Source organism: Algoriphagus namhaensis (assembly GCF_042649705.1).
Classification (GTDB): Bacteria; Bacteroidota; Bacteroidia; order Cytophagales; family Cyclobacteriaceae; genus Algoriphagus; species Algoriphagus namhaensis.
Window position 1 is genome coordinate 1,692,656 of sequence record NZ_JBHRZS010000007.1, and the last position, 21,348, is coordinate 1,714,003.

General features: G+C 42.8%; 21 protein-coding genes. 14 read left to right on the forward strand and 7 right to left on the reverse strand.

The genetic code is table 11. The annotated features are described in order from the left end of the window. Nucleotides 1-3: 3 nt before the first annotated feature. Genes ACFOSV_RS15775 through ACFOSV_RS15790 form a run of 4 tightly spaced genes read right to left on the reverse strand, consistent with a single transcriptional unit; the run spans nt 4 to nt 2,850 of the window. The gene (locus tag ACFOSV_RS15775) at nt 4-246 is read right to left on the reverse strand and encodes a (2Fe-2S) ferredoxin domain-containing protein (protein ID WP_377907002.1); all 243 of its coding nucleotides are present in this window, start codon (nt 244-246) and stop codon (nt 4-6) included. Continuing rightward, nucleotides 246-1,499, reverse strand: a complete 1,254-nt coding sequence (locus tag ACFOSV_RS15780; RefSeq protein WP_377907003.1) for a DUF819 family protein — start codon at nt 1,497-1,499, stop codon at nt 246-248. The genes ACFOSV_RS15775 and ACFOSV_RS15780 overlap by 1 nt, the downstream gene beginning before the upstream one ends. Nucleotides 1,500-1,558: 59 nt before the next feature. Continuing rightward, complete coding sequence (locus ACFOSV_RS15785) at nt 1,559-2,191, reverse strand: NUDIX hydrolase (RefSeq protein ID WP_377907004.1); 633 nt, start codon at nt 2,189-2,191, stop codon at nt 1,559-1,561. After that, entirely contained in the window at nt 2,188-2,850 is a 663-nt protein-coding gene (locus ACFOSV_RS15790; protein WP_377907005.1) for a hypothetical protein, read from the reverse strand. Before ACFOSV_RS15790 ends, ACFOSV_RS15785 begins: the two co-directional genes overlap by 4 nt. 305 nt (nt 2,851-3,155) lie before the next feature. On the opposite strand from ACFOSV_RS15790, the gene aceK reads away from it, so the two are divergent. The 4 genes from aceK to ACFOSV_RS15810 all read left to right on the forward strand — a co-directional run bounded on the left by aceK (nt 3,156) and on the right by ACFOSV_RS15810 (nt 8,708). After that, nucleotides 3,156-4,886 (forward strand): bifunctional isocitrate dehydrogenase kinase/phosphatase, encoded by a 1,731-nt coding sequence (gene aceK, locus ACFOSV_RS15795; RefSeq protein WP_377907006.1) that lies wholly within the window; start codon nt 3,156-3,158, stop codon nt 4,884-4,886. Between the two features lie 75 nt (nt 4,887-4,961). Further along, nucleotides 4,962-6,086 (forward strand): alpha/beta hydrolase, encoded by a 1,125-nt coding sequence (locus tag ACFOSV_RS15800; protein WP_377907007.1) that lies wholly within the window; start codon nt 4,962-4,964, stop codon nt 6,084-6,086. A gap of 2 nt (nt 6,087-6,088) precedes the next feature. Beyond that, nucleotides 6,089-7,501, forward strand: a complete 1,413-nt coding sequence (locus ACFOSV_RS15805; protein ID WP_377907008.1) for a leucyl aminopeptidase family protein — start codon at nt 6,089-6,091, stop codon at nt 7,499-7,501. Then, entirely contained in the window at nt 7,491-8,708 is a 1,218-nt protein-coding gene (locus ACFOSV_RS15810; RefSeq protein WP_377907010.1) for an ATP-grasp domain-containing protein, read from the forward strand. Before ACFOSV_RS15805 ends, ACFOSV_RS15810 begins: the two co-directional genes overlap by 11 nt. On the opposite strand, the gene ACFOSV_RS15815 is transcribed toward ACFOSV_RS15810, so the two are convergent. From ACFOSV_RS15815 to ACFOSV_RS15825, 3 genes are all read right to left on the reverse strand, one after another. Then, entirely contained in the window at nt 8,705-9,469 is a 765-nt protein-coding gene (locus ACFOSV_RS15815; protein WP_377907011.1) for a TIGR02757 family protein, read from the reverse strand. The genes ACFOSV_RS15810 and ACFOSV_RS15815 overlap by 4 nt on opposite strands. Further along, the gene (locus ACFOSV_RS15820) at nt 9,469-10,023 is read right to left on the reverse strand and encodes a hypothetical protein (RefSeq protein ID WP_377907012.1); all 555 of its coding nucleotides are present in this window, start codon (nt 10,021-10,023) and stop codon (nt 9,469-9,471) included. Before ACFOSV_RS15820 ends, ACFOSV_RS15815 begins: the two co-directional genes overlap by 1 nt. A 112-nt stretch (nt 10,024-10,135) precedes the next feature. Next, nucleotides 10,136-11,305, reverse strand: a complete 1,170-nt coding sequence (locus ACFOSV_RS15825; protein ID WP_377907013.1) for a LysM peptidoglycan-binding domain-containing protein — start codon at nt 11,303-11,305, stop codon at nt 10,136-10,138. Nucleotides 11,306-11,514: 209 nt separating this feature from the next. Here ACFOSV_RS15825 and ACFOSV_RS15830 point away from each other — a divergent pair, with 209 nt between their 5' ends. The 10 genes from ACFOSV_RS15830 (at nt 11,515) to prfB (ending at nt 21,243) form a co-directional block, all read left to right on the forward strand. Beyond that, entirely contained in the window at nt 11,515-12,870 is a 1,356-nt protein-coding gene (locus tag ACFOSV_RS15830) for an NfeD family protein (RefSeq protein ID WP_377907014.1), read from the forward strand. Between the two features lie 30 nt (nt 12,871-12,900). After that, a complete protein-coding gene (locus ACFOSV_RS15835; protein ID WP_377907015.1) occupies nt 12,901-13,275 on the forward strand; it encodes a globin domain-containing protein in 375 nt (124 codons plus the stop codon). Then, on the forward strand, nt 13,268-14,005 hold the full coding sequence (locus ACFOSV_RS15840) for a lysophospholipid acyltransferase family protein (RefSeq protein WP_377907016.1): 738 nt from the start codon (nt 13,268-13,270) through the stop codon (nt 14,003-14,005). Before ACFOSV_RS15835 ends, ACFOSV_RS15840 begins: the two co-directional genes overlap by 8 nt. Continuing rightward, nucleotides 13,992-14,279 carry an Asp-tRNA(Asn)/Glu-tRNA(Gln) amidotransferase subunit GatC gene (gatC, locus tag ACFOSV_RS15845; RefSeq protein WP_377907017.1) on the forward strand — a complete coding sequence of 96 codons (288 nt, stop codon included), beginning with the start codon at nt 13,992-13,994 and terminating at the stop codon, nt 14,277-14,279. Before ACFOSV_RS15840 ends, gatC begins: the two co-directional genes overlap by 14 nt. Continuing rightward, nucleotides 14,279-17,041 carry a hypothetical protein gene (locus ACFOSV_RS15850; RefSeq protein WP_377907018.1) on the forward strand — a complete coding sequence of 921 codons (2,763 nt, stop codon included), beginning with the start codon at nt 14,279-14,281 and terminating at the stop codon, nt 17,039-17,041. The genes gatC and ACFOSV_RS15850 overlap by 1 nt, the downstream gene beginning before the upstream one ends. A 78-nt stretch (nt 17,042-17,119) precedes the next feature. After that, nucleotides 17,120-17,836: an ABC transporter ATP-binding protein gene (locus ACFOSV_RS15855; RefSeq protein WP_377907019.1), complete on the forward strand. Its 717-nt coding sequence runs from the start codon at nt 17,120-17,122 to the stop codon at nt 17,834-17,836. Between the two features lie 51 nt (nt 17,837-17,887). Next, on the forward strand, nt 17,888-18,439 hold the full coding sequence (locus ACFOSV_RS15860; protein ID WP_377907020.1) for a cob(I)yrinic acid a,c-diamide adenosyltransferase: 552 nt from the start codon (nt 17,888-17,890) through the stop codon (nt 18,437-18,439). Between the two features lie 29 nt (nt 18,440-18,468). After that, on the forward strand, nt 18,469-19,536 hold the full coding sequence (locus ACFOSV_RS15865) for a branched-chain amino acid aminotransferase (protein WP_377907021.1): 1,068 nt from the start codon (nt 18,469-18,471) through the stop codon (nt 19,534-19,536). Nucleotides 19,537-19,567: 31 nt separating this feature from the next. Continuing rightward, nucleotides 19,568-20,074 carry a hypothetical protein gene (locus ACFOSV_RS15870; protein WP_377907022.1) on the forward strand — a complete coding sequence of 169 codons (507 nt, stop codon included), beginning with the start codon at nt 19,568-19,570 and terminating at the stop codon, nt 20,072-20,074. A gap of 67 nt (nt 20,075-20,141) precedes the next feature. Beyond that, a protein-coding gene (prfB, locus tag ACFOSV_RS15875) for a peptide chain release factor 2 (protein ID WP_377907023.1) occupies nt 20,142-21,243 on the forward strand; the annotation gives its coding sequence in 2 pieces (ribosomal slippage) (nt 20,142-20,201 and nt 20,203-21,243; 1,101 coding nt in all). The last annotated feature ends 105 nt before the right edge of the window (nt 21,244-21,348 follow it).

A 21,348-nucleotide genomic window follows, 5' to 3' on the forward strand; every position in this document is an offset into this window, starting at 1 on the left:
CGTTTAGGGCTTTTTTATATATTCTTTCATTTTTTCTACTGTAGCTTTTTTAAAAAAATGATCTCCAATAATTGTGACAGGGGCAGATTTGCACATATCCAAGCATTTGGTTTTGACAAACTTAAACTGCCCTTTAAATGGCGCCGAGCAGAGTTCTTCCTTCAAAACCTTAGTCAGCTGTTTACACCCTGACTTTTTACAATCAGACCCGGTACAGATAAAAACAAGTTTTCGTGGATGCTTCATCACGTAGTGGAAACATACTGCATCATCAACCCACAAATGTAGGCTCCGTACGTTCCTGCGGCATAACCTAATACGGCAAGAAGAACTCCAACCGAGGCTAGCGAGGGATCAAAGGCAGAAGCTACGATCGGTGCTGAAGCCGCTCCACCCACATTGGCCTGAGAGCCCACGGCAACATAGAAAAACGGAGCTTTGATTAAATAGGCCACAATCAGCATAATGAGAATGTGGAAGAACATCCACAAGATGCCTATCAAGAATAAGATTGGATTATCCAATACTGCCCCGAGATCCATTTGCATACCAATACTGGTCACCAGAACATAAAGAAGTACTGTACCCATTCGGGAGGCCCCTGCACCCTCAAGATTTCTAGCTTTGGTAAATGACAAAGCGAGCCCAGCAGTGGTGGCGATTACCACGATCCAAAAGAAGCTGGAATCCAAGGAGTATTGGCTAAGTGAAGGATAATTTTCCCCGATGAAAGGTGCTAGCCAATCCGCGATCAAGTGCGCCGCCCCAGTCATTCCAAATCCGACCCCTAGGATAATCATGGTGTCTGAAAGCGTTGGAATCTTCATGATTCCTGCCCTGAAATCAGCGATTTTATCTCTTAATTCATATATAGCAGTACTATCTGCTTTGAATATCTTATCTATCTTATCCGGCTTAGCGGCCCAAAATAACAGGAAGGCAAGCCACAAATTCGCGACTAGCACATCTACTGCGATCATTTGACCAAACAACTCCGTGCTTGCACCAAATACCTCTAGCATGGCTGTTTGATTAGCTCCTCCGCCGATCCAAGAGCCAGCTATGGTTGCGAGACCCCGCCAAACTTCCTCCGGACCACTTCCGCCAAGTAATTCCGGCTGAATAGTTCCGACAGTCAATAGCGCTAAAGGCCCTCCAAGCATAATCCCGAGGGTTCCTGCCAAAAACATGGTTAATGCTTTCGGTCCGAGACGGAGAATTCCTTTAAAATCTATGCTTAGGGTAAATAGCACAAGTGAAGCAGGAAGCAAATATCGGCTGGCCACTTTGTAAAGACCAGAGCTTTCTCCTGAAATGATACCAAAGGAATTCAATACTGCAGGTAAAAAGTAAGCCAGCAAAACGACAGGGACCACAGAATAAAATTTGGTCCAAAATCTCGATTTGCTGGCCGAGGTTGCAAAAATGGTAGCCAAAATTAACATCAGAATTCCGAAGACTACTGCGTCATTGGTAATTAAAGGTTCGTTCGCTTCCATATTCAGTGGGTGAGTTGCAAGGTTAATCACAAATGGTGAAAATCACCAAAAAATCGAGTTTAACCTTCGTCGATCAAATGTAGAAGTTCACTCAACATCATGGCTGTAGCACCCCAAACTACTTCACCGTCGATTTCAAAGTAAGGAGTATCAAGGACCAAATTACGCGCGAAATTAAACTTCTTCTCCTTTCTGATACTTGGAGATAGTAGCTCTTTAACGGTGGGCAGGAGAATCCGGTCCACCTCTTTTTCCTCTCTGACGAATTCCGGTTTCTGTGACGTTATCCCAATAAATGGGCTGACAAGGAAATTACTTGGTGGGATAAATAAACTCGTCATCTCTCCTAAAATCTCCACTCGACTTGGATCCACCCCTACCTCTTCTTGTGCCTCCCGAAGAGCTGTTTGCTCAAGATTTGCGTCTTCCAATTCATACTTCCCCCCTGGAAAAGCGATCTGACCACTATGTACTCCTTCGTAACTCGGCCTTTTGATCAATGGAAAACAGACTTCTTGGGAATCCGGATAAAAAAGAATCAAAACAGCACCTTTTCTATGATTTGAAGGGACTTCAGGGTCAAAGCGTTTTGGGTCAATGGGGTTTGGTGCCATGGTCAAATGCGCATTTTTCCCTGGCAATGGTTTTGAAAAGCCTTTTTCTAACTTTTGAATTAATTCAGTGAAATTCATTTCAAATCTAACCCCCTCAGTTTTTCGGCTAGGTAATTTGTAGGATCATAATCTGTGGAAAGTTGATTATAAGCATATTGATAGAGTCGATCCTCATCAAGATTAATCAACCAAACCATGGGCCTGTAGCCATTTTCTTCCTGCAGAGAGCCCAAAACCAAAAATTCCCCACTGCTAATCCAGCGTCCTTCTTCGAGCATACCCGATGGCCCCATAAACAGTAGCGTTTCTTTCATTCCATCCTCTCTATACCAAACCACTTTAGAGTCTGGATTAAAAAATGCCTCCTTAGAATTCTTTCTTGCCTCGACCTTGGAAGAGTAAAGGTCTATTCGGCCATTCCCTTCTGGATGGGCAAATTGATAGGGATAAAGTGGGTCATCTTCCAAAATCGGATTGCGTTCAGGCATCGTCAGATCTTGGATGCTATCCGTTCGCATCAGCTCAAAACCTTCAGGGCTTACCGCAATGGATGGTCTCCATTGAGCCAGCCAAGCTGGATATGCCGCTAGTCCATTTTGGATTTGTGCTTTGAGAACTGAATTATTGATTTCGCCATCTGACAATGAGGCAGCTGACTCATTCGATTCCTGATCACCACTACAGGAAAAAAGGGCTAGACCCAGAACCAGAAATACAAAAAGTCGTCGATTGATCATCAAAAGGGAATTGGAAAATGAAAATAATACGGTGTAGCGTAAAATCAAAAAAGGCCAGAGTAACACTCCGGCCTTTTCTAGCTCTCAAACCTATTAAACCTATTGTAGATATTCAATATTGAATACAGCCGAAAAGTAGAAATTGTTTTCATATAGTCCAAACAATCGATTGCGAAAGATTTTCAAAATTTTATTTTCCATGATATTTCTCATTTTATTGGTCTCATTTTCAATCGAATGGAAGGAAATCCTGAAATATTTTTTTTTAGTCTTACCTTTTAAAAAATTTCAGTTTTTCCAGTATCATGATCAATCCGAGTCAGCATTCTCAACTAGCGAGACAAATCTTCGATGGTTTTGACCAATACATTTCTAAGTTTGGAGTACACAGTAGGCTGGCTCCCAGTTATTTCAAATCCAGAAATTGGACTCAGACACAGCAAAATCACAAGGATCGATTGCGCGTTTACAAGGATATTCTCAAACCCCTTTGTACTGAAATAAATGAAGCTTTGAGTGAGCAAAAATCCAATCGAGAGATTTGGAAGGCTGTTCAGACCTCCTATTCGGCTTTGATCAAAGAAAGACAGGATGTGGAGCTTGCTGAGACTTTTTTCAATTCAGTCATCCGAAAAGTATTCCCTGGGCTTTCAATGGATGAGGAACTCATGTATGTACGAGAAACTCGCCTCCCTCAGCTTGTAGAAGACAGTAGCGATCTTTTGAATACCTATCCTTCATCCATGGGACTGGACAGGATCATTCGGACTATTCTGGATGATTATGATTTTGGCGTTCCATTTATGGATAAGGAAGCAGATATTAGCTTTTTGATCCATAGTATAAAGGAAGTTATCCTCTCGAGATACCATGTGGCACCCACCACTAAAACTCAACTTTTAAAGTCCGTTTTTTATCGAAATAAAGCGGCTTACTTGATCGGTAGAACCTATTTAGGTCATAAATGGATGCCTTTTATTATTCCCATCATGAATGGGCCTGAAGGAATTTTCGTAGACACTCTCATCTTCGATCCGAACATAATGAGTCATCTTTTCAGCTTTACCCGGTCTTACTTTATGGTGGAAGCAGAGATACCTTCCCAAGTGGTGAGTTTCCTTCATGAGGTGATTCCACACAAAAAAGTACATGAATTATACAATGCCATAGGTTTTAACAAGCACGGCAAAACTCTTCTGTATCGAGATTTTCTCTCCCATTTGGAGAAAAGTGAGGACCAGTTTACGATCGCTCCCGGGGTAAAAGGAATGGTGATGACGGTGTTCACCCTTCCGTCTTTAAATCTTGTTTTCAAATGTATCAAGGACCATTTCGAGCCTCCCAAAAACATGACCCGAAATGAGGTTCGAGCAAAATATCGCTTGGTTTCTCTCCATGATCGAGTCGGTAGAATGGCCGACACACATGAGTTTGAGGATTTTGCTATTCCCAAAAATAGAGTGAGTCCAGAGTTACTTTTGGAGCTTAAAAACACCATCAATTCACTTCTAGAAATCAGAGGAGATCAATTGATAATCAAACATCTATACACCGAGCGGAAAATGATCCCACTGAATGTATATCTAGAAGATTGTAGTAAAGAGGAGGGATTAGAGGTAGCTGAAGACTATGGCCGGGCCATAATCCAACTGGCACAGGCCAATATTTTCCCCGGGGACATGCTCGTCAAAAACTTTGGTCTGACTCGTCAAAAACGAGTAGTCTTCTATGACTATGATGAAATTGAGTTTTTGGTGGATATGAATTTTAGAGAAAAACCAAAGGCAGAAACCTACGAGCAAATCTATGCACCAGAGCCTTGGTATTCAATTGCTAGAAACGATGTATTTCCAGAAGATTTCAAAAGATGGATGATAGGACGTGATGATCTGAAACCTCATTTTTTAGCCTATCATGAAAAACTTTTTCTCCCTGAATTTTGGCAAAGGCTACAATCCAAAATATCAAATGGAGAATTGATTCATGCATTCCCCTACCCTGAAGAGATTCGATTTCGCCCCAATCAAAAAGTATGATATTGTGTGGTTTCCTAGAACCATTTGACAACAAAATGTATTTTTGAAACCACAGCGGAAACGCCACAATTGAAGATGACTACCAAATCCCATCCAGACACACTTAAAGATCTTAAAACCAAGACAATCCAACTGTCTACTCCAGATGATGACCATCGCCCGGTGTACATCGCCGGGAATTTCAATAATTGGACGACTCAGGATCATCAGTTTCGCATGAAAAAGATTTCCAAGGGAAATTACGAGTTCACCTTCCCTGCGGAGACCAAGTTTCAAGGAGAATTGATCTATAAATTCACAAAAGGAGACTGGTCAGAGGTTGAGATTGATCGATATGGAAATCGAACACCGAATCGGATATGGCATGACGAAAAAACGACTCGAAAAGAGAAAGTAGCCAAGTGGAGAAAAAACTGGCTCCCCTATCGCCCTAGTCAGCTTCCTCAGATCCATCTCATGTCAGAGGAATTTGAGATTCCTCAGCTCAACAAAAAGCGACGAATCTGGGCCCTTCTTCCCCATGACTACGATACTAGCGATGAACAATATCCGGTATTGTATCTCCAAGACGCACAAAATTTATTTAATGAGGAAGCTGAATTTGGGAATTGGCAGATTGACAAGAAACTAGCCGTCATGTCAGACTATGGCATCGGTAAAATCATCATCATTGCTGTAGAACATGGTGAAGATGATCGATTGGAAGAATACAATGTGGGCAGAACCCTTTTAGGATCTGGAAGTGGCAAGCAGTACATCCGATTTATAACTGATACCCTGAAGCCATTTGTGGATGCCACTTACCGAACCAAACCCGAGCGGGAGTTTACTGGGATCGGAGGAAGTTCGATGGGCGGTCTGGTAAGTATTTTTTCAGGAATCATGTACCCAGAAGTTTTTGGTAAACTGATGATCTTCTCCCCTTCGCTCTGGGTGCTTCCCAAAATCAAACTAGGCTTTTTGGATCTATTTGACCCTATGGATACCCGCATTTATATCTATGCTGGAGGTGACGAAAGTAAGGACATGATCGCTCATGTCAGCAAGCTTCAAAAAAAACTACTTAAACGCGATGCCCTTCATGGCAAAATGAAAGTGCATTTAAGTATTAATGAAGAGGGAAAGCATTCCGAAACGTATTGGAGTGACGAATTTCCAAAGGCCATAGAATGGCTGTTTTACAGTGATAAAGAAGCATAAATATGAAATTCATTTCAACGAATACTTCATCAGCCACAGTTCAGGTGTTTGCTGTTTTGGAAAAGGATTTAGAAACACTTCAGAATAAGTTAGACTTCCAGTTGCCATCGGACAAAACCTTTGACGGCAGCAAGGATAGCCTCCATTGGTTGGAGAGTTCTGGAAAGCAAATCGCCCTGTTGGGTTTGGGAGATGGAAACAGTCCAAAAACCATTCTAAACTCCTTCCGAAGAATTCTTTCAAAGAATGGCAAAAAAATAGAAGACGCTACAGCTATCCAATTTATCGGAGAGCTGAGCGAATTCCAACTCACCCAGGCACTAGTTGGATTTAAACTTGGAGCTTATCATGCTGATTTCTACAAAAAAGAGCGTAAAAACAGCTTTGAAGAACTATCTGTACAAGTAAATGTCAGTGAGACCATCATTTCTAAGGCTAGCAAAATTGCAGATGCAATGAAGGAAGCGATGAGACTGGTGGATTTGCCACCTTCGGTGAAAACACCCGAATATTTGGCGAAGTGGGCGCTTTCGAAGTCAAAAGAATTAGGCTTCAAAGCCCAAATTATCGACGAAAAGCAGGCGAAAAAAGAAGGTCTTGAGGCCTTTTTGGCTGTGGGTCAAGGAAGCTCCAAAGCTTCCCAATTTATCATTATGGAACACAGACCTTCCAATCCAAAATTTCATCTCGGTTTAGTAGGCAAAGGAGTCACCTTTGATACAGGAGGTCTAAATATCAAAACACAGGGAATGCATCATATGAAATCCGATATGGGAGGTGCAGCTGCCGTTTTGGGCACCATGCAATTGATTGCCGATCTTGAGCTTCCGATTCACTTGACGGCCATCGTTCCCGCTGTAGAAAATGCGGTAAGCGCCGAGGCATTTTTGCCTAGTGAGGTGATTTCAAGCCATGCAGGGTTAAGCATCGAAGTGATCGACACGGATGCCGAAGGAAGATTGATTTTGGCAGATGGACTTTCTTACTTGGTGAAAAAATACAATCCAGATCATGTGATCGACCTGGCTACTCTCACCGGCTCTAGTGTTGGTACTTTTGGCTATGAATGCGGTGCGCTTTTCTCCAACAATGATCAATTAGCACAGGACTTACAAACTGCCGGGAGCGGTTGTTCAGAGCGAGTTTGGCCTCTTCCTGTGTGGGAAGAGTACGGAAAGGAAATGGATAGCGACATCGCAGATATCAAAAATTATCATGGCAAACCTATCGCAGGAGCGATTACGGCAGCTAAGTTTCTCCAAGCATTTACCCATGAGCATCCATCTTGGGCTCACCTCGATATTGCAGGGGTGGCTTTTGGAGATAGTGAATTTTCAAAAAGTAAAACGGGCACTGCTTTTGGTGTTCAATTATTACTTAATTTCATCGAAAACCAATTGAACCATGTCGACTGATTTTTCCACTTTCCTCTGCATCTCCAATTTCTTTAAAGGAGGTGACTTTCTCGTTGAACTGAAGAAACAAGGCAACAAAGTATTTCTAATCACTTCAGAAAAATTGAAGGACCAAGCCTGGCCATATGACCACATTGACGAGGTTTTTTACATGCCTGGCCAGGATCTTGATTGGGATTTGGACACCTTACTTCAAGGTGTTGGTGGCTTGATGAAAGCCAATAAAATCGACAGCATTGTAGCCTTGGATGATTACGATGTAGAAAAAGCCACTTTCCTTCGTGAAAATCTCCGAATCCCAGGAATGGGACAAACTACTGGGAGATTCTTTAGAGATAAATTGGCGATGCGAATCAAAGCTCAAGATGAAGGAATTCAGGTTCCTGCTTTTGCGCCTCTATTCAATGATGAAGACATCAATCAGTTTGCAGACCATATCCCAGCTCCATGGGTTCTGAAGCCTCGATCCGAAGCCTCAGCGCATGGAATTATCAAGGTTCATGACAAAAATTCACTTTGGGAACATATTCATGGACTAGGTGAAAATAGACTTTACTATCTGGTGGAGCAATTCAAACCCGGAGATGTCTACCATGCTGATGGTTTGATTTTGGAGGGAAAGCCGCTCTTCTGTGCTGTATCCAAATATCTCTCTACCCCGATGGAAATCTCTCAAGGGGGAGGGATTTTTAGAAGCGCAAGCGTTCCCTATGGCTCAGATGATGATGAAGCTATTCAGAAAGTCAATAAGCAAGTGATGAAGGCTTTCGGTATGAAATCCGGAGCAACGCATACTGAGTTCATCAAAAATAGAGAAGATGGAGAAATCTATTTTCTGGAAACCTCATCACGGGTAGGTGGCGCACATCTCGCAGAAATGGTGGCTGCAGCCACAGGCGTCAATCTCTGGGGTGAATGGGCTAAAATCGAAGACGCGCTAGCCAAAGGGAAAAAGTACAAACTTCCCAAGGTACGGAAGGAATATGGAGGAATTGTTCTGACGCTTTCTTCTCACCAAAACCCTGACTTGAGTGGCTTTAATGATCCCGAGGTTTGCTTCAGAGTTCCTTTGGAATATCATGCTGGATTGATCGTACGATCCAAAGATCATGGAAGAGTACGTGAGCTTTTGGATGACTATGCACAGCGACTTTCTTCAGGTTTTGCATCAGTAGCAGCTGCTCCGGAAGTAAAGAAGTTTCACTAAAACTTCTCCTCCACTCCTAGTCCAAACAACGCAAAGTCATATTTGACTGGATCTTTCGGGTCAAATTCCCGGAGACGGGCTGTCAGTTCAAGGGCTGTTTGCCAGTCCGTTCGTTTGCGTGTGATTAAACCAAGCTTTCGCGCTACTCGATCCACATGAAGATCACAGGGACAAATGAGATCCTTGGGCTGCAATCTGTTCCAAATCCCGAAATCCACACCCTTATCGTCATGTCGCACCATCCAGCGCAAAAACATATTCAATCTCTTACAGGCCGACTTTCTTTCGGGCGTAGCGATGTGCTTTCGTGTACGTGAAGGAGCATCAGGTAAATCAAAAAAGGTCCGATGAAAGCCAATAAGACTTTTCTCAATGGCTTGATCCGATCCTTGCCCACTCAAAAAAGCATCCTCGAGAGTGTCGTATTTTTGATAAAACTGACTCAAAAATTCAATGAAATAAAGCGTATCCGTCGCAGTAAATGTGCGATGCTTAAAATTTAAGAATGCCTTTAAGTCATTTTCCTGGTGAGAAATCATAAACTCATGCGGAGCATGATCCATTTTCTCAAAAAGCTCTAAGCATTTATTGATGATGGTTTTTCTTTGGCCCCAGGCCAAAACCGCAGCAAAGAAACCTGCAATTTCAATGTCCTGCTTTTTTGAGTATCGGTGAGGGATAGATATCGGATCCAGTTCAATAAAACCCGGCTGATTATACTCAGCCACCTTTTGATCCAAAAAATCTTGTAAATCAGTCATCAAAGGGCAACTTTGACTTCTCCACCTTGGGTTCCGTCAAACCATTTGAACATCAATTCATTGTCTACTCGATCGGAAACATGCCAATCGAAGCACTTCATTTGCGTAAGCGAGCGAAGGGAATCTTGATCTGGATCATACAAGCAAATATCAAAATCTGGTAAATCCTTTGATTCGGTAGTATTCCATTTTTCTAGAATAAAACCTTCTTCCATTACCCGTACTTTTTTTCCGAAAATATAATCTGATAAAACCGAGGGCACTCCGTCTGTTCTTCTAAATCGAAAACCGGAAGGCCCAAACATGATTTGCTTCTCCAGCTTTGCTTCCAACAAATCATTGGAATAGGGTAATGCTTCCCACTCAGACTCTTTGAGGACGACTCTTCTTCCTTCAGGTCTCAGCCGGGTGAGCAATTTGGATAGCAGTGAAAAGAAATAGGTCAAACCCACGAAAAGCAATCCAAACGTAGCCAATACTGGATAGCAGAGGATGAAAATCAGATTCCAGATAAATCTGAAAACGTGGTGAAAAAAGAGTTGAATTTTATTCATGAGTACTTCGCACTAGCAAAAGTACGCTTGATTAAAGGATTATCAAAAGATTTAATCCATGAGAAATGTCCTGAAAAGGCAATCCGAGCATTGCTGAAGACTAAATTCCGGATCAATACATGATCTCAACGGGAAAGCGTCCATTCACGGCTTTTAATTGATCAAAAGCCGCTTGAGATAGTTTGATGAGTAAGGTGGAATTATCGCCCGTCTCCGGCAAAGCCCCAACTACCCGTGCAAAAATAGTGACATCATTTTCTTCATTCTTCACTCGCATGATTGTTCCTATCGGAGCAGTACGGTGCAAGACTAGATACTTTTTATGCGAACCAGTACCTTCAATAAGCTCGGCTTTTCCAGTTTCTTTTATATTCTTAAATCCACCTGAGCTGGCCTCAGCGCTCATGGCAGCATCAGCTTCTTCGATGCTACTCACCACTTTGGGCTGTCCATAAACCGGAACTGTAGATTCCTCAATGGGACCTCTACCCACTTTTAGGATTTGACCGGCCTTGACGTTGTTTGAACTGAGGGCATTCCAAGTAATTAAATCCTCCACTCTGGCATCATAGGTGTTGGCTATGGAAAAAAGAGTTTCTCCAGATTTTACTGTATGTGACATCCATTCACCTGGCACCAAAGGCTTTTCGTTACCAGTAAGTTCAGGTTGAGCCGCTGCTTCCAATTTCTCCACTTGCTTTTCTACCTCCTCTTTTTTAGGCTCTGTAACCTTTACTTCTTTCTTCGGAGCAGCTTTCTCTGCCACAGGAGTCGCTTTAGTCACAGTTGTAGTTGTAGCAATTTCTTGAATAGGCTCAATCACAGGCTGAGGTTCTACTGCTTGGGGTTGAGCCACATTTTTGATGATTAGCCCTTGACCAATGCTCAAGTCGTTTCCGATCAGGCCATTCCATTCTTTCAGATCTTCTACTTTGACCTCGTATTTCTTAGAAATAGAAAAAAGAGTTTCTCCAGGCCCTACATTATGAAGCTTCGCTCCTTCCGGAATTGCAGCAACCGGGATAAAAGGCACTCTAATACTTTGTCCGATTTTTAGGCCTTCCTTTAAGACAGGATTGGCGCTAATGATATCCCCAACTGGTGAATTGTATCGCCTAGAAATACCAAAAAGTGTCTCTTTGGGGTCTACTTCATGAATAATGAAAGACTTCCCGTTCACGGTTTCTACACCTACTGAGTCAGGTACCGATACCGTCGAGGCGAAAGATGAAGAATGTGTAAAAAAGAAAAGGGCAGTGAATAGAACAAAGATTGACTTCAATTCTGAAAACATATATGAACAGGTAATAGTGTGACGTATTGACAATTAATACAAGATTAATTTCGATTCAGTACATGCGCAAGAATTATGCTAAAAACCTCAAATAAATTACAAATCGCATGATTTAGGAATTCTTTGCAAATGCATCCTGTTTAAAAATTAATTGTGCCTATTTCGTATCTTTTGACAGGCTTATAAGTTTTATACCTATGACATCTCGTTTATTAGTTTCTCTTTTCTTGGTTCTCAGTTTCGCCATTTTGGCTTCGGCCCAAGAAAAACCCAATACACAAAAGACCATTCTTACCTTCAAAATAGATGAGGACATTGATCCAGGTATGAATCGTCGGGTTAAGCTCGCCTTAGAAAAAGCTGAAGAAATCGAGGCTGATCTCATCATTATAGAAATGGACACCTATGGAGGGGCAGTGACCGATGCCGACGACATCCGTACCATGATTCTCGAATCACAGATCCCAATCTATGTTTTTATAAATAAAGACGCAGCTTCGGCTGGTGCCCTAATTTCAATTGCAACGGACAGTATTTACATGGCGCCCGGAGCTAGTATAGGTGCGGCTACGGTGGTGAATGGAGCAGATGGAGCTGCGGCGCCCGACAAGTACCAATCCTACATGCGGTCCATGATGCGGAGTACGGCTGAAGCCAAAGGCAGAGATCCAAAAATTGCCGAAGCCATGGTGGATGAGAAAATTGTAGTGGAAGGAGTTTCTGAGGAAGGGTCGGTAATCACTTTTTCTGTTTCAGAAGCGATTAAATACGGGTTTTGCGATGGAGAATACGAGAGCATTGAAGCCATTCTGGCCAGCCAAAATCTTCTCGCCGATGAGGTGGTAGCTTATGAGCCCAGCCAAGTCGAAGACATTATCAATTTCTTCCTAAATCCCGCTGTGAGTGGCTTTTTGATTCTAATTATCATAGGGGGGATTTATTTCGAGCTGCAAACTCCTGGTGTTGGATTTCCCCTTGTGGCCTCAATCGTAGCCGTGGTCCTATATTTTATCCCTTACTATCTCAATGGTCTTGCAGAAAATTGGGAAATCATTCTGTTCATTGTTGGCTTGGTCCTTTTAGCCATAGAGCTTTTTGTCATACCTGGATTTGGGATTTTTGGAATTTTGGGTATTCTGGCGATTTTAAGTAGTCTGGTTTTGGGTATGCTTCCCAATCAAAATTTTGATTTCCAATTTGTCCCAGCAGGAGACTTGTTTGCGGCTTTGCTCACCGTCATCCTTGCCGCAATTTTTGCGGTGACTTTGATTTTTTGGCTCACGCCAAAGGTTAATAAATGGGGGGCATTTAAAGCTATATCCTTGGCAAATACCCAACTCAAATCAGAGGGGTTTACCTCTACCATTTATCAAGAAACGCTTTTGGGCCGAACCGGCAAGGTTCACTCCCGACTTCGCCCGAGCGGAAGAGTGGAAATTGACGGAGAAATATATGATGCCTATTCGCGGGGAGAATTTATTGATAAAGGGGAAGCCATCCGGGTAATTTCTACAGAGGGCACATCCATCAAAGTGAAAAAACTGGAGGGCTGAATCTCTGAAGTAAATTCATAAATTTGCTCCATGAATCCATTTCAAACGGTTTATGACCGAATTGGTGAGGAAAAAATTAAAGTACTCTGCGATAATTTTTACAAAGAGGTCGCCAACACACCCCCACTCAGAAGTTTGTACCCCGAAGACCTTGACCCAGCCAAAGAGCGGTTATTCCTATTTTTGGTACAGGTGTTTGGAGGGCCTCAGACCTATTCAGAGCAGCGTGGACATCCGCGACTGAGGATGCGCCATTTACAATGGAAAATCGATGCTAAAATGCGCACTCATTGGCTCAACGCCATGTTTACGGCTATGGATGGCATCGCACTTGATCCTGAAGAAAGGGAGCTAATGATGGGTTATTTTATCAAAGTTGCCAATCATATGATCAATCATGATTAAGATCGAAAGAAGACTTTATTCCATCTATGCGCTGGTATTGTTTGTCCTGAGTTTTTTTTTGATCTATCCATTTTTCCTACTCTGCATTTGGATCCCTGGTTGGCAGAGAGCGGGTAGAAAAGCCACTCAGTTTTGGGCAAAGTTTTACTTTACCATCATCTTCATGCCGGTGAAAAAAGTGATGCATACCAAAATCAAAAAGGGGCAGCCTTATCTCTTTTTGGCCAATCACTTCAGCTATTTGGATATTGCAATGATGGGCTATACACCTACTGAAATCATGTATGTGGGAAAAGCATCCATTAGAAAGGTGCCTCTTTTCGGGTATTATTTTAGAAAATTACATATTGCTGTGGACCGTGGAAGATTAAAGAGTCGGGTGGAAACCATGCGTCGAGCAGGTCTAGCATTGGATCAAAAAACCAGCGTGGTTCTATTTCCGGAAGGGGGCATTTATTCCACAAAACCTCCTGAGATGGTTCCTTTCAAAAATGGAGCATTCCGACTGGCTCTGGAAAAACAAATCCCTATCATTCCTGTCACAATTTCTTATAATCACTTAATTTTACCTGACAATGGAAAATTTCTGTTTCGATGGCATCCAGCAAAACTCGTTTATCACAAAGAGCTATTGCCGCAGGTCGGAGATACGGAAGAAATCCTAAAACAAAGATGCTTTGATATCATCCAGAAGCAGCTCACACTAGACCAACTCAATGAAAATCGATAAGGAAACTGTAAAGAAAATCGCACATCTAGCTCGACTCGAATTTGACGAGGAAGGTGCTGAAAAGATGGCGAATGACATGAGTCAAATCCTCGATTGGGTGGAGCAACTTGACGAAGTGGACACCGGAGACGTGGAACCTCTGACTACCATGTCAACAGAAGTAAATGTGCTCAGAAAAGACGATGTAGGCACACATCTAGACCGAGAAAAAGCCTTGGCAAATGCCCCTAAAAAGGACGAAACCTATTTTCGAGTTCCAAAGGTTTTGGAATAATGCCAGAGATCAAGACCAAATCTACCTCCTTCATTTACCGAAATCTGCTGCTGCTTTCCATTGGTTTGGGAATGTTGGCCTTGATTTATGTGTTGTTTTTTCCAGGTGCTGATTATAGGATTTTTACTTCAAGCCTTTTCACGGATACCATTGCAGTGCCTTTTGATCGGTTGGATTTAAAAGGTCTGAGCATTCCACTTGAGGTGGACAATTACCTAGTTTTTCAAGAATTCAAAGTAAGTCCAGCTTTGACCAGAAGCCAAGAAAGCTTGGTATTTGGCTTGATTTTCAACCTGTTGGCCATTTCAGGGCTGGCGCTTTTTACCGCATTTCGGAAATTATATTTCGTAATTGGGGGCATCCTTTGGATTCTCTTGATGACGCTGAGCAATTTCAATGGGCTTGATATTATCGCTCCCAGCTCCAATTATTCACTGATTATCATCTTCTTAGGCACATTTCTACCCACCATTTTGATTTATATCTGGGGGCAGGAATTAGTCTATATCAAACGCTGGCTGATTATTTTTCTAGGTTTCGTAGCGACAGCCTTCACCCTCTTTCAACTTAGTCCCTTGCCCTCTCCCGAGCTGTTTGTTTCTTACCATATTTTGGTTCCGGCGATAGGATTTTCTTTAATCTGGCTGATTGCCTGCGGGCATGCCATTGTCTCAGGGATTTATATTCTTTTGGCTCGAATCAATCAATCTATTGGGATCAAGATTTCTATCCAGTTCCTGATTCTTAGCCTCATTTATCTCGGGATATTATTTGCGATTTTATTGAGCTTAACAGGAGAAAAAAACCTCCCCACCCCCACTTTCAACCCCCTCTACCTAATCGCATTTATTGGTGTTTTTGGATGGCTTGGGGTGAAAATCAAAAGCGAAACAGATCCAGAACTTTCCTCCAAAACCTCAGTCATTCAAGCAATTTACCTCCTCGGTTTCGCACTTGTGCTTTGGACCGTTTGGAAACTGGGAATTGACTCAAATGAGCCTGGAGTCGAATTATTCAAGCATATTTTGGTGTATAGCCAGATTGCATTCTCCATTTTCTTTGTAGTTTATCTCCTGAGCAACTTCCTTTCCATCATGGACTCCGGGCAGGCGATAGACAAGGTTATTTACAAACCTTACTCCCTTCCCTTTTACCATGTGCGAATTGGAGGACTTATTGGCCTAATGGTACTCACCATCTATGCTGACGGGATTATTGGTGTGCAAGTCAATTCCTTGAGCAATAACGTTTTGGGAGATTATTATTACGCCAGCGATCAAAAACTGGAGGCTAGTATTCTTTATGAAAACAGTTGGACTCGCTATCGCAAAAATGGTAAGGCCAAACAGAGTGTCGCTCAATTGCTTTTTGAGCTAGATCAACCTACTCTTGCAAAGCAACATCTGGAAGAAAGCTTTGCCGAAAACCCACAGATCGATAATACTATCCTACTTGCAGAGCGATTGCATCGGGAAAACAAGATCTTTGAAGCGGTTTTTTATTTAGAAAATGGACTCAATCGCTTTCCTAAAAGTCCAGAATTGGCAAATAACCTTGCCCTTTTCTATACCAAACTCGGTAGAATCGCTGATGCTCAAGAAACCCTAAACTCCTTTGCTGATCCGATTTCTGAGGCCAATAAGCTCGCGCTTGGTCTAAAAGCAACTTCAGCTCAATCCGATTGGGAAGCAGGCAATACATTGATCGAAAAAATCAACACCATTCCAGCTCAAAAACTTCGAGGGCAAGAAGTGAAGGATCAAGACAATACGATTTTGATGCAGAATGCCATGGCCATCGGTAATCCGCTTTTGATCGAGGCAACTTTACGAAATGTCTTCACTTCGAAGAGTTTTGAAAACACCTCCAATGATTTAGCACTTCTTGACTCGCTCACTCGAGATCCGCTCTACACGGATTATATCATGTCCTTGCAGGAGACGGCCAGTTTGAGGAGTTTGGCTTCCAAACGCATTGCTGAGTCGGTCAAAAATCTAAAGGGATTGGCCTTCCGTAACCCGGGCGATGCAGCGTATTATTTGCAACTTTCTTCTAGCATTCTCGCGCTACAATTAGATTTTGATAAGGCCGCAATAGATTTGCTCGCTGCGCTCGAAAAAGGCTTTCAAAATGTACAAAACGAACATCTTAATATTTTGAGATTGGCTGGTCAAAATGAAATAGCCGATAGTTTGCGCGTTTTCTTTGAATTGACTGAAAATTCAATCAATCCAGCTTTCCTAGCTATTTGGGCTGATTTTCATGAATTGATGCCTCAAAAAGGCCTTGAGATCTGGGAAGAAATCACCGACTCTGAAAGCAAAATCAGCTTTGGCAGAAGGCTCATCCAACATAAGTCCCATGGACTCACCAAAAGCCAGATCCAGCGAGTTGCAGAATCCTTGACTGAGCAGGATCGAAGTAATGAACATTTGAAAATTTTCCTTCAAAACCCAGAGTTCACTGAAACTTCACAACTGGAAGCCTTTATGAATTGGCTCAATTTGGGTGATGAATTATCGGCAAATCCCTATATGACGCCCTTAGTTTTGGCGGCCGCGGATCGACTCTCAGATCCTTTAGCACAATATGAATTGCTTAATGCTGCTAGTGAATTTAATCGTGACCCCATTCTTTGGATACAAAAAGTAAATGCAGCCCGGAAAATTGGTCTTGCAAATTATGCCTCAGCAGCTCTGGAAGAAATGAAAAACTGGATTCCTGAGGACGAGTTATTCAAACTACAAATGACCAACTTCTAGCTACCATTCACGTATTTTGATTAAGTAACCTTAAAAAAATCACGCTGAAGCCTTATCTTGACAAAAATTACTAAACCAATGAGCAGAATAATCGAAACCACCGAAATCAACAAGACCTATAAGATGGGTGCTGAAATCATTCAAGCTTTAAAATCGGTGAGTATTACCGTGGATAAGGGTGAATATGTTGCGTTTATGGGCCCATCCGGATCAGGCAAATCCACCCTGATGAATATCATCGGATGTCTGGATACCCCCACTGGTGGAACGTATATTTTGAACAACAAGGATGTGAGTTTCATGACAGAAAATGAACTCGCTGACATTCGTAATAGCGAAATTGGTTTCGTTTTCCAGACTTTTAACCTCTTACCGAGAGCATCTTGCCTAGATAATGTGGCCCTGCCCCTTGTCTATGCAGGGTATAGCAAAGCGGAGCGCGAGGAGCGTGCACACAATGCTTTAGTAAATGTGGGACTAGGAGATCGTACCAAGCATAGACCCAATGAACTTTCTGGTGGTCAGAGACAGCGTGTGGCCATTGCACGAGCTTTGGTAAATGACCCAAGTATTATTCTTGCAGATGAGCCAACTGGTAATTTGGACTCAAAGACTTCCTACGATATCATGGAGTTATTTCATGAGTTGCATTCCAAAGGCAATACCATCATCATGGTAACTCACGAAGATGACATTGCCCACTATGCCCATAGAATCATCCGTCTTCGAGACGGACTCGTAGAGACTGATGTCATCAATCCAAATCCAACACGCGGCACAGAAGTATCTGTATAATCCCTTTTTATCTGTGGGATTGCCTTAACTTTGCCCCAGGCAAACGTGACTATGAAAGTATATACAAAAACAGGCGATAAAGGTGACACCTCCTTATTGGGGGGTGCACGAGTACCAAAATCCAACCTTCGAATCGATGCTTATGGCACAGTAGATGAGTTGAATTCGTACATCGGTCTGCTTAGAGATCAACCGGTTAATGAGTCTAGACTTGATCTGCTCAAAGAAATCCAAGATCGACTCTTTACCATCGGAGCAGATCTGGCTACGAGCCCAGGTAAGGACAAAGTCGTGAAACCAGACCTTCACGATGCAGACATCACACTGCTTGAAGATCAAATTGATCAAATGGAAGGTGGTCTCCCTCCTCTGACCGCATTTATCCTTCCCGGAGGACATACTGCTGTTTCATTTTGCCATGTAGCCCGTACGGTCTGCCGACGCGCAGAAAGACAAGTGGTAGGCCTGGCAAGCACAGAACCAGTTTCAGACCTTGTGATCAAATATCTAAATCGACTTTCCGATTATCTTTTTGTCCTAGGACGTAAAATGGCCCAGGAGCTCAATGTGGAAGAAGTGACCTGGAAGCCACGAAATAAATAATATCAAACAGTACGCGAATTACCAGAATCATGAAGACTACTCTCTCATTTCCCGTCTATAAAACCAAAAACTCAAAGCTTCAACAAACGAATTTTTCCAATTTGGTCTTTGGGCAAACCATCAGTGACCACATGTTTGTGGCAGATTACAAAAACGGTGAGTGGACCGATTTGAGAATTGAAGCCTATCAGCCCCTTTCGCTTAATCCAGCGAATGCGACTTTACATTACGGGCAGTCGATTTTTGAAGGAATGAAAGCCTATCGCACCCCAAATGGAGAAGTGTCTGTTTTCCGTGGAGATGCCAACTGGCGTCGACTCAATGAATCAGCAGAGCGCATGTGCATGCCTACGATTCCTGAGGAGATCTTTATGGAGGGATTGATGCAGCTTTTGGATTTGGATAGAGATTGGGTGCCTACGGCAAAAGGAGCCTCGCTTTACGTTCGCCCATTTATGTTTGCCACAGATGATTATATCGGTGTCAAGCCATCCGAGACCTACAAGTTTATGATTTTCACATGTCCAGTGGGAAACTATTACAGCAAACCTGTGAGCGTGAAAGTGGAGACCGAATTCACTAGAGCTACTCCAGGGGGCACCGGAGCAGCCAAAACTGCCGGTAACTATGCCGCCTCCCTCTATCCAGCCAGGAGAGCACAGAATTTAGGATATGATCAATTGCTTTGGACAGATGGCAAAAACCATCAAATGATCGAAGAAAGCGGAACGATGAACGTGATGTTTAAAATCAACGGTACCATCATCACTGCTCCTACCACCACCGGTACTATCCTTAAAGGGATCACTCGAGATTCTGTTATTCAGCTGGCAAAAGATTGGAATGAACCACTAGAGGAGCGATTTCTTTCCGTATCCGAGCTAGAAGAAGCATTGAATTCAGGAACCCTTGAAGAGGCATTTGGTACGGGCACAGCAGCTACTATTGCACATATCGAGCGAATTCATGTTAATGGCAAAGACTACACGCTTCCAGCTAAAAAAGAAGACGCATTCTCTCATAGAGTTTTACGTGAATTAGACGGAATCAAATACGGTACTATCGCAGATCCACATCATTGGATTGCACTAGTGTAATATTTCAATTGGGTTGGAAATCACTCTATAAATGAAAAAAATACTTTCCCTTATCCTTTTTCTAGGCCTAAGTGTTGGGGTCTTTGCACAGGGGAAAGATTTTATTTTGTTAAAAAGAGGAGCTAATCAAAAATCGCAAATCCGCTACTACCCCGGAGAGGAAATCACCTATTTGAGCAAAAAGCTTGGCTACTATGTCACGGATGTGATTACCGAACTGGATCAGGATTTTATCTATCTCCGAGAAAATATTATCACTCCTGCCGATATTCTGGAGATAGACGTTCGCAATAAAGACCCACGAAATCGCACACTACGTAGCCTCAATACACTGTTTCTCGGAGCCGGAGTTCTTTTGATTTCGGTAGAGACCATCAACAGCCTTTATCAGGAAAATGAATTTGAAATTGATAGTGGTGTGGGATTGACTTCAGCCATCTTGATCGGTACAGGGCTGGCCCTTTTGCCTGTACGCTACAAAACCTTTAAACACAAAGGCTCTAACCGAATCCAAATCATTCAAATGAGGATGGATTAATGAAAAGATTATAGCATAATCCCATTTTTTTGGTGATTTTTGCACCTCAAATTTTAACCTAAAAATCATGACTTCGGATCAACTGAAAGACTTGAAAGCTCGCACCTCGGCTTTAAGGAGGTATCTTTGACTACGACCGGAAGAAGGCAGAGATAGAAGACCTGGAGGCAGTATCGGCCCAGCCAGACTTCTGGAACAATCCTGAGGAAGCAGAAAAAACGATGAAACAAATCCAGCTACGTAAAGGCTGGACAAAATCCTATGAAGAACTGGATCAACTGATTCAGGACCTCGAGGTGCTCTATGAATTTTATTCCATGGAAGAAGTTTCCGAAGAGGAAATGAAAAAGGAATATGAGAAGGGCAAAAATGCAGTAGAAGAGCTGGAATTAAAGAAAATGCTCTCCTCCGAAGAGGATCAGCTGAATGCCGTGCTCGAAATCAACCCTGGTGCCGGCGGTACCGAATCCAATGACTGGGCATCCATCCTCATGAGGATGTATATCATGTGGGGAGAGAAAAATGGATACAAAGTAAAAGAAGTGGATATCCAGCCCGGAGAAGTTGCCGGAATCAAATCCTGTACGCTGGAATTTGAAGGTCCGCTTGCTTACGGCTTTTTAAAGTCAGAAACGGGTGTGCATCGCTTGGTACGGATCTCTCCATTTGATTCGGGAGGGCGACGACACACCTCTTTTGCCTCTGTATATGCCTATCCGGAAGTGGATGACTCGATTGAGATCGACATCAATCCGGCAGATGTGGAGCTTCATACCTCGAGATCAGGTGGTGCAGGTGGTCAGAATGTAAACAAAGTGGAGACCAAAGTGCAGCTTACACACAAGCCTACAGGTATCGTGGTGGTATGTCAGATCGAGCGATCCCAGTTGGCAAACCGTGAAAAAGCGATGCAAATGCTGAAGTCGCGGCTTTACCAGCTGGAGCTAGAAAAGCGAAATGCCGAAATCGCTAAAATCGAATCTTCCAAACTCCGGGTAGACTTCGGTTCACAGATTCGAAATTACGTACTGCACCCCTATAAGCTGGTCAAAGACAATCGGACCGGTCATGAAACCTCAGATACCCAAGCTGTATTGGACGGCGGACTAAATGAATTTATGAAAGCCTACCTCCTAGCTCAGAGCGAAGAAGAAGCCAATAAGGAATAGAAAGATAGCCGACTTAGTTCGGCTATTTTTTTTTACATCACCATCGTTTGGTTTATGTTTGAATATTTCATCGGCTTTTGCTTACCAGCATTTATCCTGCTATGA

Coding starts and splice junctions, on each gene's coding strand:
- ACFOSV_RS15815 (WP_377907011.1), bottom strand. CDS start 9,469: ATGACTGATTTACAAGATTTTTTGGATCAAAAGGTGGCTGAGTATAAT.
- ACFOSV_RS15850 (WP_377907018.1), top strand. CDS start 14,279: ATGCCAGAGATCAAGACCAAATCTACCTCCTTCATTTACCGAAATCTG.
- ACFOSV_RS15790 (WP_377907005.1), bottom strand. CDS start 2,850: ATGATCAATCGACGACTTTTTGTATTTCTGGTTCTGGGTCTAGCCCTT.
- ACFOSV_RS15810 (WP_377907010.1), top strand. CDS start 7,491: ATGTCGACTGATTTTTCCACTTTCCTCTGCATCTCCAATTTCTTTAAA.
- aceK (WP_377907006.1), top strand. CDS start 3,156: ATGATCAATCCGAGTCAGCATTCTCAACTAGCGAGACAAATCTTCGAT.
- ACFOSV_RS15800 (WP_377907007.1), top strand. CDS start 4,962: ATGACTACCAAATCCCATCCAGACACACTTAAAGATCTTAAAACCAAG.
- gatC (WP_377907017.1), top strand. CDS start 13,992: ATGAAAATCGATAAGGAAACTGTAAAGAAAATCGCACATCTAGCTCGA.
- ACFOSV_RS15785 (WP_377907004.1), bottom strand. CDS start 2,191: ATGAATTTCACTGAATTAATTCAAAAGTTAGAAAAAGGCTTTTCAAAA.
- ACFOSV_RS15780 (WP_377907003.1), bottom strand. CDS start 1,499: ATGGAAGCGAACGAACCTTTAATTACCAATGACGCAGTAGTCTTCGGA.
- ACFOSV_RS15805 (WP_377907008.1), top strand. CDS start 6,089: ATGAAATTCATTTCAACGAATACTTCATCAGCCACAGTTCAGGTGTTT.
- ACFOSV_RS15855 (WP_377907019.1), top strand. CDS start 17,120: ATGAGCAGAATAATCGAAACCACCGAAATCAACAAGACCTATAAGATG.
- ACFOSV_RS15860 (WP_377907020.1), top strand. CDS start 17,888: ATGAAAGTATATACAAAAACAGGCGATAAAGGTGACACCTCCTTATTG.
- ACFOSV_RS15840 (WP_377907016.1), top strand. CDS start 13,268: ATGATTAAGATCGAAAGAAGACTTTATTCCATCTATGCGCTGGTATTG.
- ACFOSV_RS15870 (WP_377907022.1), top strand. CDS start 19,568: ATGAAAAAAATACTTTCCCTTATCCTTTTTCTAGGCCTAAGTGTTGGG.
- ACFOSV_RS15775 (WP_377907002.1), bottom strand. CDS start 246: ATGAAGCATCCACGAAAACTTGTTTTTATCTGTACCGGGTCTGATTGT.
- ACFOSV_RS15830 (WP_377907014.1), top strand. CDS start 11,515: ATGACATCTCGTTTATTAGTTTCTCTTTTCTTGGTTCTCAGTTTCGCC.
- ACFOSV_RS15820 (WP_377907012.1), bottom strand. CDS start 10,023: ATGAATAAAATTCAACTCTTTTTTCACCACGTTTTCAGATTTATCTGG.
- ACFOSV_RS15865 (WP_377907021.1), top strand. CDS start 18,469: ATGAAGACTACTCTCTCATTTCCCGTCTATAAAACCAAAAACTCAAAG.
- ACFOSV_RS15835 (WP_377907015.1), top strand. CDS start 12,901: ATGAATCCATTTCAAACGGTTTATGACCGAATTGGTGAGGAAAAAATT.